Source organism: Maridesulfovibrio pacificus (SeqCode), from assembly GCF_048612815.1.
GTDB lineage: Bacteria > Desulfobacterota > Desulfovibrionia > Desulfovibrionales > Desulfovibrionaceae > Maridesulfovibrio > Maridesulfovibrio pacificus.
In genome coordinates this window covers 2,576,355-2,590,355 of the sequence record NZ_JBLZNE010000001.1, presented here as the reverse complement: position 1 = coordinate 2,590,355, position 14,001 = coordinate 2,576,355, and the positions used below count along the sequence as shown (strand labels likewise).

Annotated in this window: 14 protein-coding genes; 7 read left to right on the top strand and 7 right to left on the bottom strand. The window is 48.6% G+C overall.

Annotated elements, in window-relative coordinates; genetic code table 11:
• Positions 1-20: 20 nt before the first annotated feature.
• From ACNI23_RS12035 to ACNI23_RS12020, 4 genes are read right to left on the bottom strand one after another with little or no spacing between them, the layout of a single operon-like run.
• Positions 21-392, bottom strand: a complete 372-nt coding sequence (locus ACNI23_RS12035; protein ID WP_420248983.1) for an NADH-quinone oxidoreductase subunit C — start codon at positions 390-392, stop codon at positions 21-23.
• 20 nt (positions 393-412) lie between these two features.
• Positions 413-847: an NADH-quinone oxidoreductase subunit B family protein gene (locus ACNI23_RS12030; RefSeq protein WP_420248982.1), complete on the bottom strand. Its 435-nt coding sequence runs from the start codon at positions 845-847 to the stop codon at positions 413-415.
• Between the two features lie 4 nt (positions 848-851).
• On the bottom strand, positions 852-1,700 hold the full coding sequence (locus ACNI23_RS12025; protein WP_420248980.1) for a respiratory chain complex I subunit 1 family protein: 849 nt from the start codon (positions 1,698-1,700) through the stop codon (positions 852-854).
• Positions 1,700-3,604, bottom strand: coding sequence for an NADH-quinone oxidoreductase subunit 5 family protein (locus tag ACNI23_RS12020; RefSeq protein WP_420248979.1), 1,905 nt, complete (start codon positions 3,602-3,604; stop codon positions 1,700-1,702). Before ACNI23_RS12020 ends, ACNI23_RS12025 begins: the two co-directional genes overlap by 1 nt.
• Positions 3,605-3,917: 313 nt before the next feature.
• On the opposite strand from ACNI23_RS12020, the gene ACNI23_RS12015 reads away from it, so the two are divergent.
• Positions 3,918-4,418, top strand: a complete 501-nt coding sequence (locus ACNI23_RS12015; RefSeq protein ID WP_420248978.1) for a C40 family peptidase — start codon at positions 3,918-3,920, stop codon at positions 4,416-4,418.
• Between the two features lie 60 nt (positions 4,419-4,478).
• Here the strand turns inward: ACNI23_RS12015 and ACNI23_RS12010 are convergent, their stop codons facing one another.
• The gene (locus ACNI23_RS12010; RefSeq protein WP_420248976.1) at positions 4,479-4,997 is read right to left on the bottom strand and encodes a hypothetical protein; all 519 of its coding nucleotides are present in this window, start codon (positions 4,995-4,997) and stop codon (positions 4,479-4,481) included.
• A gap of 558 nt (positions 4,998-5,555) precedes the next feature.
• Here ACNI23_RS12010 and ACNI23_RS12005 point away from each other — a divergent pair.
• The 6 genes from ACNI23_RS12005 (at position 5,556) to ACNI23_RS11980 (ending at position 12,116) form a co-directional block, all read left to right on the top strand.
• Positions 5,556-5,843, top strand: coding sequence for an FmdB family zinc ribbon protein (locus ACNI23_RS12005; protein WP_015853096.1), 288 nt, complete (start codon positions 5,556-5,558; stop codon positions 5,841-5,843).
• Positions 5,844-6,017: 174 nt separating this feature from the next.
• On the top strand, positions 6,018-7,313 hold the full coding sequence (gene purB, locus ACNI23_RS12000; RefSeq protein ID WP_420248974.1) for an adenylosuccinate lyase: 1,296 nt from the start codon (positions 6,018-6,020) through the stop codon (positions 7,311-7,313).
• A 290-nt stretch (positions 7,314-7,603) separates the two neighbouring features.
• A complete protein-coding gene (locus ACNI23_RS11995) occupies positions 7,604-8,872 on the top strand; it encodes a L,D-transpeptidase family protein (protein WP_420248973.1) in 1,269 nt (422 codons plus the stop codon).
• Entirely contained in the window at positions 8,872-9,576 is a 705-nt protein-coding gene (locus ACNI23_RS11990; protein ID WP_420248972.1) for a hypothetical protein, read from the top strand. Before ACNI23_RS11995 ends, ACNI23_RS11990 begins: the two co-directional genes overlap by 1 nt.
• A complete protein-coding gene (locus ACNI23_RS11985; RefSeq protein WP_420248971.1) occupies positions 9,542-11,278 on the top strand; it encodes a M99 family carboxypeptidase catalytic domain-containing protein in 1,737 nt (578 codons plus the stop codon). Before ACNI23_RS11990 ends, ACNI23_RS11985 begins: the two co-directional genes overlap by 35 nt.
• Before the next feature lie 28 nt (positions 11,279-11,306).
• On the top strand, positions 11,307-12,116 hold the full coding sequence (locus tag ACNI23_RS11980) for a sugar phosphate isomerase/epimerase family protein (protein WP_420248970.1): 810 nt from the start codon (positions 11,307-11,309) through the stop codon (positions 12,114-12,116).
• 70 nt (positions 12,117-12,186) lie between these two features.
• On the opposite strand, the gene ACNI23_RS11975 is transcribed toward ACNI23_RS11980, so the two are convergent.
• Positions 12,187-13,524 carry a TRAP transporter large permease gene (locus tag ACNI23_RS11975; protein WP_420248968.1) on the bottom strand — a complete coding sequence of 446 codons (1,338 nt, stop codon included), beginning with the start codon at positions 13,522-13,524 and terminating at the stop codon, positions 12,187-12,189.
• Positions 13,514-13,999, bottom strand: a complete 486-nt coding sequence (locus ACNI23_RS11970; RefSeq protein ID WP_420248967.1) for a TRAP transporter small permease subunit — start codon at positions 13,997-13,999, stop codon at positions 13,514-13,516. Before ACNI23_RS11970 ends, ACNI23_RS11975 begins: the two co-directional genes overlap by 11 nt.
• Positions 14,000-14,001 lie beyond the last annotated feature (2 nt).

The following is a 14,001-nucleotide window of genomic DNA, read 5'->3' as shown; positions in this document are numbered from 1 at the left end:
GGTTCATCCGGGAAGACGAGTTATTTATTTACTTTCATCGCCTTTGTGTTGTTGCACATAGGGATGATGGTTACTTCGTCGTCAAGGTACAGCTTGCGGCCGAAATCGAGTACGAGGCCGTCGAACTTGATGCCGAACTGGTCCTGTATTTCGTTTTCGATGAGCAGTGCTGCGAAGTACACGCCGCTGATGGAGGGCACGGGTTTATCCATGTCCACGGTCAGGCGCAGGTTGGTGAGTACTTCATTTTTATCAAAGTGGTAGATAATATCCGCCTGTCCGTCACTGAGGGTGGTGCAGGTGAAGGTGACCATGCGCTGCCCGTCACTCTTCATTTTGGATACTTCGCCTACCAGGCTTTCCAGAGTTATATCTATTTGATTTTCAATCACGATCTTACCCCTCGTAATGTTTAGCCTTTAAGGCCTTCAAACTTGGCAAGGGCTGCGACCACGCCGTCGATGATGGCTTCGGGTTTCGCCGGACAGCCGGGAACGTAAACATCAACCGGGATTACCTTGTCGACTCCGCCGAGAACGTTATAGCATTCGCGGAAAACACCACCGGAAAGGCCGCAGGCACCGATGGCGATAACACCTTTAGGATCAGGCATCTGATCATAGATGTTGCGCAGGACCTTGGCGTTCCTGTGGTTGACGGTTCCGGTTACCAGAAGGACATCGGCATGCTTGGGGTTACCCACGTTGACAACACCGAAACGTTCAACGTCGTACAGCGGTGTCAGGCATGCCAGAACTTCAATGTCGCAGCCGTTGCAGCTTCCGCAGTCAAAATGCATGATCCACGGAGACTTGGCGCGTGAATTTTCAATGAATTTCTTGAACATAAGCTTAACCTGCGTACAGCCAGATGAGGTTGACGAAAGACATGGCCAGACCGATGCTCCATACGTACTTAAGCATCCAGCGCCAGGTCATGCGCGCCATAGTGTTATCAATGACCAGCTCTGCAAAGTAGGTGGAGGCGATCAAGAGTACGCAACCTACCAGGCTGGTGTGCCAGAAGAGGGCACAGATACCGAGAATGAAGATGGTTTCATACCAGTGGCCGATTTCGATGATGCCAAGGTAAGGACCGGAGAACTCGGTAAGCATACCTTTAACCAGCTCCTGGTGCCCGTGGTGGGAAGTGGAGAAGTCAAAGGGGGATTTTCTTAGCTTAATGGTCAGAGCATAACCGAGGACTACGAACATGAGCGGCAGCTGCACAAGCAGAGGCTGTTCGTAGGCCAGAATTTCATCAATCCTGAAGCTTCCGGTTACCATGAAGATGGACGCGAAAACGAGGATGAGGAGCGGTTCGTAGGTCAGGACCTGAATCAGTTCGCGCTGGGAACCGACCTGGCTGTAAGGGGACGGAGTGGAAAGACCACCCATGACCAGGAATACAGCGCCGATTGCCTGAACGAAGAAGATCAGGAGCAGGTCGCTTCCGGCAAAGAGCAGACCTACGGACAGGGCTGCTGCAATGAGGTAAACCCATGAGCAGAAAACCTGCCAGAAGTTGCTGACAATTTTGTCTTTGCCGAACAGTTTTGCAACATCGTAGAAGGGCTGCAGGATCGGGGGGCCGAAGCGGGACTGAAGACGCGCAGTAAGGCGTCTGTCAAGACCGGCAATAAGGCCGCCCAGAATAGGAGCAATAACGATGCCGAGTATGATGAGAATTAGAGTTTTCATTACAGAGCCCCTCCCAGCATAAGAACGATGAGAGCAAGAGCAACAAAGTTGACCCAGAGGGTGAGTTTTTCTTCACCGAAGAACTCTTTCATGTAGTAGTTGCTTGCCTTGAGTTCTACCGGGCTGTTCATGGGTCCGATGAAGGACTGAACTCCGGCTTCAGGGACGTTGGCACCACACATGTAAGTCTGGGAAGTCTTATCGGTTGCAGACTTCTTGGTCTCAATCCATGAGTAGATGAACGCGGCAGCAAGGATGATGAAGATGGGGTATACAGCAAAGACACCGATGGGTGATGTGAATACGCCAGCAGTAATTTCAAAGGACTTGCCGACCATAGGCTCAATGAGCTTGGTGTAAATGACAGGTGAGAAGAAAGACAGAACCACTGCGATACCCGCAAGAGCGGTCAGGGTCAGTCTTGTCAGCACACTCTGGGATTCTGCGGGAACTTTGTCGCGCAGAGGAGCGGTGAGCAGGATACCTGCCCAGCGAGCCCAGAATACGAGTGAAACCGCACTACCGAGAGCGAGCATGGTAATTACGAACATGTCGCCGGATGCGGATTCGATAGCCATCCACTTACCGAGCAGAACACCGAAGGGGGGCAGGAGCATGGTCATGACGCCCACGATGGTAATGATCGCAGTACGGGGCATCTTGAGGTACAGGCCGTGCATGTCTTCAATGTCGCGGCTGCCGATGCCGTGCTCAATTGTGCCTACGCACAGGAAGAGCAGGGCCTTGGAGGCTGCGTGGAAGATAATCAGGATGATTGCTGCGGTGATGGCCCAACTGGTATTCAGGCCGGCACAACAGATAATCAAACCGAGGTTACTGATAGTAGAGTAGGCAAGGATTTTCTTGCCGTTGCTCTGGCTGACCGCAATGGCAGCACAGGCAAGGAAGGTAAAGGCACCACAGAGAGCTATACCCTGGCTGAGGAAGGTTCCTGCGTAAGCGGGAGCGAGTCTCAGGACGATGTATACACCGGCCTTAACCATGGTGGAGGAGTGAAGCAGCGCGGAGACCGGAGTCGGCGCAACCATCGCTCCGAGCAGCCAGCTCTGGAAAGGAACCTGAGCGGCTTTCGTGAAACCTGCGAGACAGAGCAGGCCCAGAGGAGCAAGCATGAGGCCGCCCATGGGACCGGCCTGAATGATGACCTGAAGGTCAAGGGTGCCGGTTTCAGCGTAGGCCCAGATCATACCGAAGACGAAAGCAACACCGCCGAGTGCGTTAAGCATCAGGGCGCGGGTAGCATTCTTGACCGCAATCTGTGTCTGGTCATGCCCGATGAGCATGAAAGAGCAGAAGGTGGTCACTTCAAAGAAGAAGTAGAGCCAGAGAATGTTGTTGGAAAGGACCAGCCCGTTCATTGCTCCGAGGAACAGAACGAGAAAGAAAAAGAATTGCGGCTGGCGGGATTTTACCAAGTGCATGTGTTCCTCATGCTCCTTCATGTACGGAATCGCGAAGAAACAGATCAGCGATCCGATGACGGAGATGACGGCAACCATGATAAGGGAGAGGCTGTCCGCAAAGATAGCGGGAGTCTCGACCGCATGGTCGACGATGAACAATTCAAACGCAGCAAGCGGAACGATCTGTAAGATCACGAAGATCTTGATCATCTGATTTTTGAGTTTGAAAGCGTAATAGAGCATTACGAAAAGCAGGGCAAAATCCGCCAGGGTTATGAGGGAATCCCAGCTGATTCCTACAATTGTACCTGGAGAATAGGTAAAAGTCCCTTGACCGAGCAGGGCAAGGGAGACCGCGGCAAGAACTACACCTGTAGCAAGGACGATCAGGGATCTGATCGCGCTTACTCGCAGAAAGTAGCAGCCGACAGCAGCCACCAAGGGCAACAAGATGGCCAGAACTAACATCATGGGCAACATACGGACCTCACTGTAACGCGATGTTGTACCAGATTTTGGAAAAAGTGCCTCAGCCGTGTTAACTTTTTAGGTTTTGTGCAACTCTTGAAAATGTTTCACAATTATCACCTAAACTGTACAAATTAGTCTTCAAAATTCGAGGAAAAGTCAACAGCTAATTGAGATGAAATGGGTTTATGTACCTATAGAAATTGCTGATAATTGAAAATTATTTTGTGAAAAATTTAACCATCTCATCAGGTGATAGTGGTTAAATCTATTGTTAATGCCAATTTTTCAAGATAGAAACTATGCTATGAATAGATGGGGATTTGTGAATAATCGAATTTTGCGGCTGGTTATTTTTTGCTGTTCGCTGATTTTGGCCTCCGGGTGCGGCAAAAAGGTGATCGGACCTCCCGGTATAGAAGGAGGCGGGCGTATTTCGCATCCATCGTTGAAGTCGTCGGTGGTCAAAAGTGCGCGGTCTCAGGTCGGCAAACCCTACAAGTGGGGAGGATCTTCACCCAGTGAGGGCTTTGATTGTTCCGGACTGGTCTGGTGGGTCTATCAGCGCCATGGAATCAGTATCCCGCGGGTTTCGTGGCAGCAGAAGGGAGTAGGTAAGGCTGTGCGTAGAAATGAAATTCAGGCCGGGGATATTGTTCTTTTCAAGATTCCCGGACAGAGCAAAAGTCTGCATACCGGGATATATTCCGGGAATGGCTACTCATTTATACATAGTCCCAAGAGCGGGCATAGGGTTCGTGAAGAGTCCATGGAAAAGAATTACTGGCGCAAATATTTTTTCGGGGCGCGTAGAGTCATTAATTAAAAAAAGGGAGCCTGTATTACAGACTCCCTTTTTGTTTAAATCTTCTTATATGTCCTGAAGCTACTGAACTGTAGAACAAGTCGGGGGCTGGATGTGTGCGCCACTTCCGGCATTACCCAGTCTTTCCACATAGTTTTTGACTTCATCCTGCTCTCTCCAGCCGGAATAGAGTTCCTGCCAGTCATTGAAGGTCATAACTTCGGATTCAAGGTAGGATTCGTGTCCTTTGATCCAAAGGTTGAAGAGATACATCTCCATTTTGAAATCTTTGGAGTCGAAAACTTTGGGAACAATCTTGTTGTTGTACTTGGTACCGTCAAAGCGTGCGCCGATGAATGAGCAGACGGTGTTCATGGATTTCTGCTGGTCGATTTCCTCATTGTTCATCAGGTCGAGCAGGCCTTTCAGGTTGGGGTATTCCTTATCAATCTGAGTACAGACTTCTTCCGGGACCTTTACTGTCAGTTTCTTGCCTTCTTCAAAGATGAAGTAGAATCTCATCCAGTGGTCAAACATGAAAACTTCGGATATATCTTCGACAGCTTGGTTGAATGCTTTATTTGGCTTGGCTTTTTTCATGGTTTTCTCCTCACAGGATTTTCGCCGGAGGGTGTTTACTCTGCTTCCGGCAGGGAAAGTTTTATATGTTCATGATGCGGACTGTAGTCAAGGGGTAAAATCAAGGCTGTCTGAAAATTTCTATAAATATCGGAGAGTTAGTTTGTGAAAAAAATATTTTGCTGAATATAGGGCGGTGTATGGACAATTGTGTTAGCTTAAGTTCTTTACAATTGCACCCTTTCTAGGGTACTGACACCTTCTTTGCAGCATATAATCGTGCAGCAAGTACGAAAAAAATATTCAGGAGGTCCTCCAAATGGGTAGGCACAAAAAGATTGAAAGAAAGAAAGAGCTTCAGCGTAAACGTCATCGTAGAGCTAAAAGAATCAAAGCTCGCATCGCAGAAGCAAAGGCTGCAGCAGCCAGCTAAGTTATTTTACTGTTCTGTTTCAGTCCCCGCGCAGGCTTAGGTCTGCATCAAGCGGGACTGATCCGGTTCAGCCCCCTCATATTCAGGGACAGGTCCGCCAGCCTCAATCGAGAGGTGTGGCGTGCCTTTTTTTATTGGAGGGTATTATGCCGATTTATGAATACCAATGTCATGAATGTCAGCAGATATTTGAAGAATGGCAGACAAGCTTTGAAGATAAGGAGCTGGAATGCCCGGTCTGCGGTGGTTTAGCCACTAAGGTCCTTTCCCATTCCTCCTTCGTGCTTAAGGGCGGAGGCTGGTATTCTTCCGGGTACTGTAAAACCGACTCGGCTGCCGGGAAAACCGGTAACTCCAGTCCGGCGGGAAGCGGTACCACTGCATCCACATCCTCGGATTCTTCCGCAAAGAGTTCCGACAGCGCATCAAGCTAGCTGATAAAGGCCAGACGGCCCGGTGTATGCCGGGCCGTCTGTTTTTTTGAGCTTAGAACTCTGACCGATAAAATTACCCTGTGTCTTGTTCCGGCCTGCTGTTTATAATATGGTTGGCCCTGGTCGTCTTAAACATTACCTTTACTTTCAGAACAACTAACCGGAATTGGTAAAATGATTGAAAGATATACCCGTCCCGCTATGGGTGAACTGTGGACTCTGGAGAACCGCTTCAGAGTGTGGCTCGAAGTTGAAATCGCTGTCTGCGAGGCATGGCACAAACTTGGCCGTATCCCCGCTGAAGACATGGAGATCATCCGCGAAAAAGCTGATTTCGAACTGGATCGCATCCTTGAGATCGAAGAAAAGACCAAGCACGATGTTATCGCCTTCCTGACCGCAGTGGAAGAGAAAGTAGGTCCTTCCTCCCGCTTCATCCACCTTGGCTGCACTTCTTCCGATATTGTCGATACCGCCAACGGAGTTATGCTCAGCCGTGCCGGGAAGATGATTCTGGACGACCTTGATGAATTTCTGGAAGCCCTTAAGGAAATGGCTTACGCCAACAAGGGCCGCATGTGCATGGGCCGTACTCACGGTATCCACGCCGAGCCCACCAGCTTCGGTCTGAAAATGACCGGCTTTTATGCTGAGTTCTCCCGTCATCGTGAGCGCATTGCCGATGCATTGAAGAGCGTCAGTGTTGGTAAAATTTCCGGTGCAGTGGGAACCTATGCCATGCTTGACCCTGAGGTGGAGCGCATTACCTGCGAACTGCTCGGTATCGGTGTAGACCCCATTTCCACCCAGATTGTGCAGCGTGACCGCCATGCGGACTTCTTTACTGCACTGGGCCTGCTCGGTGGCGGTATTGAGCGTCTCGGCGTAGAACTGAGACACCTGCAGCGTACCGAGGTTCTGGAAGTTGAGGAAGGTTTCAGCAAGGGCCAGAAAGGTTCTTCTGCAATGCCTCATAAAAAGAACCCCATCTCCGCTGAAAACCTCTGCGGTCTTTCTCGTCTGCTGCGTACCAACGGTCTTGTTTCCATGGAAAACATGCCTCTCTGGCACGAGCGCGACATCAGCCATTCCTCTGTGGAAAGAGTCATTATGCCTGACTCCACCATCCTTGCCGATTACATCCTCGGCCGTATGACCGGAGTAATTAAAAGACTGAAGATTAATGGCGACAACATGGATCGCAACCTTATGGCTTCCTACGGTCTGTTCTACTCCCAGCGGGTTCTTATCGCGCTGGTTGAAACCGGGCTTGAGCGTCAGAAGGCTTACGAGATGGTTCAGAAAGTTGCTATGCACTGCTGGGAAAATAAGGTCTCTTTCCCTGATGAAGTGCGCAAGGATGAAACTATCAATTCTCACCTTGATAGTGGCGCCCTCGATGAAGCTTTTGATATGGGCTATTATACCCGTTATGAAGATATGATCTTCAAAAGAGTATTCGGTGAATAGCTTGGAAAGTTTTATTTTGAACTGATTTTTAGGCTCGGCGCAGTTGTTTAGGCTGCGCCGGGTCTTCTTTTTTGCAGTACTTCTACATTCATGTTAGGGTCTTAAAAAGCTACTTTTGAATAATGAAAAAGTGTTGTAAGGAAGCTGGTTGTAAATACGTCTTTTGCAGTTTTGTAGTGGCGTAAGTAATTGATTAGTGGATCAAAATTTGGTGATGTTTTGGTTCGACCTTAATAAATGTTATTTATTACGTCATATTGCTTTTTAGGCGATGGAGTGTCGGGTTGGGAATGAAGTATTTTTTTAGAGTGTTTACGGCAGCCATTTTGTTGCTGGCAGGTCTTACTTCTCTTGCATTTTCTAAGGGATGGGAACCTGTAATTGACCCGACCCCGCTGGTCCCTGATTATGTCCTTGCTGTTGATAAGGAATCACAAAAACTGCACTTGCTTGTCCATAAAAGTCCGTTTCATGCTGAGGCCAGCTTTACCTGTGCCACAGGTCAGGTCGCCGGTGACAAGGTTGTGGAGGGTGATCTCAAGACTCCTGAAGGTATTTACTTCACTACCGGAAAAAGGACCGGTCTGAAAAATTATACCTTATATGGAAAAATGGCTTTCCCTTTGAATTTCCCTAATCCGGTAGACCGTATCAAAGGCAAGACCGGATATGGAATATGGATTCATGGCCGGGGAAAAGAGCTTGTTCCCATGGATACTCAGGGATGTGTGGCTCTTGTAAATTCTGATATGGACTATCTGGATGAGAATATTAAGCCCGGTGCGCCTGTCGTTATCGGTGAGAAAGTAGGTTGGAATAACGGCACTGCTGATCAGTCTGTTGAAGCCCTTGAACTGGGTGATCTCGTTCATAAATGGGCTGCAGACTGGGAAGACCGTGATGATGCTTTTTTTGCCGCTTATTCCCCGGAGCTGTTTGCAAAGTCTGAAAGACGTTCGTTCAAGGCTTTTGAGAATAGGAAGAAAAGGATTTTTGCCCGGGCCGGATGGATTGATATTGAGCTGTATAACCTGCGTGCGCTACGCGGTCCCGATTATTGGGTAACCTGGTTTGACCAGTATTATCGCTCCGGCAGACTTTCTTCTTCATCTTCCAAAAGACTTTACTGGCAGAAAGTGGATGGACAATGGAAGATTGTAGGCCGTGAGTATGGTCCTTCGATTCATTCACTTAAGAATAAATATCTCGCTACCAAGCGGGAAGGCGTTGAAAAATTTCTCAATAAATGGAAGGAAAGCTGGCTTTCGGCAGATATGGATGAATATATTTCTTTTTATGATTCCCGCGCCAAGCAAGGGCGCAGGAGGGGGGCTGATTCCATCAGGAAGAATAAGACTTCCATTTGGAAAGAACGCAAGCCCGCATCTGTTGAATTCGGTAAGTTTTCGTTGCGGGAGCATCCTAAAGGGCTGCTGGCTGTTTTCAAACAGAAATATTCGGATTCTTCCGGATACAGTGATAAGGGATTAAAAAAACTGGTTATCCGTCCTGAAAATGATAGCTGGCGGATTGTTGACGAACAATGGAGAAAGCTCTGATGGGCAATACCAAGTACAATGTTCTTTTCATGCGCGACGATGATACCGTTAAACGCTACCGCCTTAGCCCTTTCTGGTTGAAAGTTCTTTTCTGGGTTGTGTTTATGCTTGCAGTATGCGCCGGTGCCGGGGCATGGGCGGGATACACTTTCTGGAGTGAGAATGATCAGCTGAAGCAGGAGAAGATTGAGTTGCAGAAGGCACTCAACGATGCTTCCGTGCAGCTTGAGCGGCTGGAGAACGTCAACAAAATACTTGATTCATATGATCCTAATGAATTGCAGTCTCTGCTGGCCGCTGTTCCGGTAGAAGAAAAAAGGGTGGAGTCCACCCCTGTAGTGGATCTGAATAAGCTGCTTTTCTACAAGAACTTGATGCGCGCCGGAGTGGAGAATGTTAAGGTGCGTAAGTCCGGTGACAGTCTGGCTTTGAGTTTCGATCTTAATAATTTGCAGACTGCTTCGGCTTTGAGTGGTCTTGCTACAGTTGAGTTGATCGAAAATAACGGCAAAGGTGTCCAGATCAAGGCTAACCGCAATGACATGTCTTTTCATATCCAGCGGTTTAAGGTTGTCCGCACTCGCTTCGGTCTGCCTTCCGGGAAGTCCCTGAAAGATGTCTACGGTATCAGGTTGATGATCACTACTAAAAAGGGTGAGTTGATTTTCAGTGAAGTATATCCTCTGTCGCGCGTTCTTAATTAGTCTTTTTGCACTGTGCCTTGCCTTTCCGGCTGCGGCACAGCAGGTAAGGAACTATACCTTTTTTGAAGGTACGCAATATCCGCTTCGGGTTACGTGGGTTTTCGGTAACGAGCCGGGACCGACAATCATGGTCCAGGGCGGTATTCAGGGTGATGAGCTTTCAGGCTTTTTTACAGCCCAGTTGCTGACCCGCTGCACCGTGCGCAAGGGAAATCTGATCATTGTTCCCCGTGCCAATGAGCCTTCTATTTTACGCCGGACCCGACAGATTAACGTCGACTTGAACCGTCGTTTCGACAAGGAATATAACAGTTTCTACGAGGATCGTCTTGCCCGGGCGATTCGTTTTCTTATCGGTGGAGCTGATGGTTTTATCCATCTTCACGAGGGAAGTGGATTCTACAATCCCAAGTATGTTAATAATTTGCGCAATCCCAATCGCTATGGACAGTCATTGATCATCGATGCTGCGGTTTACAAGGACATCCAACTGGCTGAAATGTGCGAACGAACTATCGATAAGCTCAATAGTGAAATAAATAATAAATCTTATTGGTTTACACTTTTCAATACCAAAACATTCGCTAAAGCCACACAGTACCCTGAAATGTTGAAATCCCTGACCTGCTATGCTTTGCATGAGCGGGGGATTCCGGCCATGGCTGTTGAAGTCAGCAAGGATATCATGGATCTGGGCTGGAAGGTTGGCCAGCAGTTGCGGGCGACGGTCTTCCTGTTGCATGAATTCGGTCTTGAGCTCGAAGTTCCTGATTTCTCTTTTCCTAAATCCCAGAACGGGCAAGGCGTTGAAGTCCTGATCAACGGTAAGCCTTTGCGAGGAAAAAGCATTGAGCTGGTGCGTGGGGCACCTGTTTCAACATCCGGCAAGACTCTTGTTGACTCCGGGCTGGAACCGGCTGTGGCTGTCTTTGCCAGCGACCGTCCGAACCTAAATCTGCTCACCGCTCCGCGTATGGCTTTGTCTCAGTTTCCTGAACTGGAAGTGCGTATTGACGGAAACAGACAGGCCACGACTAATGTGCGCTGGAAGGGAAGCAAGCCTGATCTGCCGGAAGTAAACGGTCCGGTCTTCCTTTGCTGGCTGAATGGTCAGCCTCAGTTCATTAGTGCCGGGGGAACACTGCAAGCAGTTGAAGGCGATCAGATTATTCTGGAAGGAATCCTCGGCAGCAGCAAAGAGGAAGTCTTAAACCTTAAGGGCTTTGTTGCTTCCGTTATGGTTAACAGCGGGCAGGATGTCGGACACGAGATTATAGCTGATCCATCCAATTTCATGGAAAAATACATGCTTAAAGGTCCTGACGGAATTTCCCGTTACCGGGTTGTGAGAGAAACGCCCGGTAAAAAGCGTACCGAATTTTATCTTGCTATCGTGCCGCGCGAAATCAAGGCTCTTGAGTTGGCTGATGAAGACGGCAGGTCTGAATTTATCAACTGGACAGATGGAGAAATCAGGCCGGTCAGCCCTGATTCCTATGTATTAAAAGATGTTTGGAGTAACGGCGAACGTTGCAAAATCCAGCCTTTTGTTGATAATATCCCAATTTCATGGGGTGAAACTTTTGATGTCCGGGCCGGAAAGGAAACGGTCTTGACCATGCGTCATACCACTACCTTTGTCCCTGTTGGGCGGATGGTGTTCAAGGGAACGGACTATCTACAGACTGAGCTTGAGCAGTAAATGAAAGAAGCTGGAAGGGAGAAGTGTGATGAAGCCTGAATTTGAAACCTGCTACGTTAATCTTCCCCTGCGCTATATCTACAATTCTCCAGAATACCTTGATTTTTTTATTGAAAATTCAATTCAGCCCGAGTTGGGGTTGGATTGTTTGGGCGATGAATGTTTGAGTATGGATTGGCTGATTTCCATACGAGATCGTCTTGCAGAAGCCGAATTGAAATGCACGGTACATTTGCCGTTTCTTGATCTCAAACCGTCCAGCCTGAATCCTGCCATCCGTAACGCATCCATCGATACTCTGCTCACCGCATTTGAGCTGGCAAGATTTTTCTCTCCGCAGCGGATGGTTTTACATCCGTCATTTACTTCTTGGCTGGAGCCGCCGCTTTTTGAACGGTCCTATGTCAATTGTGTGGAAGGTATACGTCGTTTAAGTAATTCATGGCCGGACCATCCGCCGCTCTGCCTTGAGAATACTTATGAATTTACACCGGACGCTATTACGAGACTGGTCACAGATCTGGACCGTGAGAACATAGGCATCTGCTTTGACCTTGGGCACTGGTTTTCCTTTTCCAAGGGAGCAGAGAATGATGATTTCGATTTCTGGTTTAATGCCTTTGCACCGTACATCAAGCATGTACATCTGCATGATAACCACGGTAGCAAGGATGAGCACCTTGCTCTCGGGCGGGGAAGTATGAATTGGAATTACATAATCACGCGTATCGGCGAATTAGATCCCTTGCCTACTTTCACCCTTGAGCCGCACAACCGTGAAGATTTTGATGTAACGTATTCCTATTTTCGCAAACATGTAGCTTCTAAGTTGTTTTGAATAACTGAATTTTAGACAAAAAAAATCCCCGCAAAGTTCAACTTTGCGGGGATTTTTTGGTTTAATTATCTTAAGTTCCGATCATTTTTTCAGGCAGATAGAATACGATTTCCGGGAATATTGTTACCAGAATTACCATCAGGACCATGATTACAAAGAACGGGAAGGTTGCCTTTAGGATGTCTTTTACATCGTCACCGGTAATGTACTGAATGACGAAGATGGAGAATCCAACCGGCGGTGTTACCTGCGACAGCTCAACCATGAATACTACGAAGATACCGAACCAGAGCGGGTCGAAACCTGCTGCGGTTACAATGGGCAGCACGATGGGCAGGGTCATGACCACAATGGATATACCATCAAGGATCATGCCCAGCATGACGTACATGATGCCGAGTACGACGATAAGCATGTATGGCGAAAGGTTCAGGGTGGCGATGTATTTACTGAGCGCCGTTGCAATACCGAGGAATCCGACTACTTGAGAAAGGAAAGCCGCACCGCAGATAATAAAGCAGATCATACCGCTGGTCTTTACTGCTGAAAGCAGGGCTTCTTTGAAATTGGACAGAGTCAGGTTCTTGAACCAGAAAGCAATGCCGAGAGCACCGAGAACTCCGATAACCGCAGCTTCGGTAGGAGTGGTCAATCCGGCGTAGATGCCGCCGAGCACCACGGTAATGAGCAGGAAAACCGGGAACAGGTCCTTTAATGATTCAATGCGCTGGGCGGTGGTGAATTCTTCTTTATCCTGCGGTACCAGTGTGGGGTCCATCATACAGCGTACAATGATGTAGAGAGAATAAACGCCCGCAAGGGTCAGGCCCGGAATAACCCCGGCAATGAAAAGCTGTCCGATGGATGTATCGGACAGAATGCCGTAGATAATCATGATCAGGCTGGGCGGGATCAGGAAGCCCAAAGTCCCTGAGCCTGCAAGGGAACCGATGGCAAGGCTTTTGTGATAACCGCGTTCGGAAAGTTCATTGAAGGTGATCTTACCTACTGTGGCGGTAGTAGCCGCACTGGAACCGGAAACTGCCGCGAAAAGTGAGCAGGCCACAACGTTAATGTGGTAAAGGCGGCCCGGAATATTGGACAACCAAGGCACCAGACCGTTGAGCAGTCGGGTGGAAATTGATGTGCGGTAAAGGATCTCGCCCATGAGAATGAACAGTGGCAGGGCCGACAGGGGCCATGAATTCATGGTGTTCCACAGGGAGTTGGCCATGAGGTCGCCGATTTTATCCCACACTGAAATGGTCGGCGGCAGGTTCATTTTGCAGAAGAGCATGCCGCAGATCGCTGCTGCATAGAGGGAAAATCCGATCCAGAGTCCGGAAAGCAGAAATAAGACCATGCCCCCAACAAGGACAACGGCCAGCATCAAGGGATCACTTATCATTAATGGCTCTCCTGGCAATAAAGGCTATAATCTGGAGTAGAAGCAGGGCCAGTCCGACAGGAATAGCCAGTTGCGGAATCCAGAGCGGAGTCTCGGCAATGGTGTCCGCAGTCATTTCAAGGTCCCAAGTTTCATAGACCATCTGTACAGTGTAATTGAGGGCGAATGCGGTGATAGCCGCTCCTAAGATCCCGGAAACGATGTCGGCAATGCGTTTGCCGTTTTCGGAAAAATGGGAGGTGAGCAAATTAATCCTGATCAGACCGTCCTCTTTCATGGTGTAAGCAAGGCCGGTCAGAATTAGATAAACGAGGGCATAGCCTCCGTATTCACTGGAAACAAGTGTGGATGTATTCAGCACGGAACGCAGAAAAATTTCAATGACCACGAGACAGACAATGAAGATCATTCCGGCAGCTGAAAGAAAGGCCCCTCCAACGGAGAGGCCTTCGATTAACCTGATAATTGCACGCATAG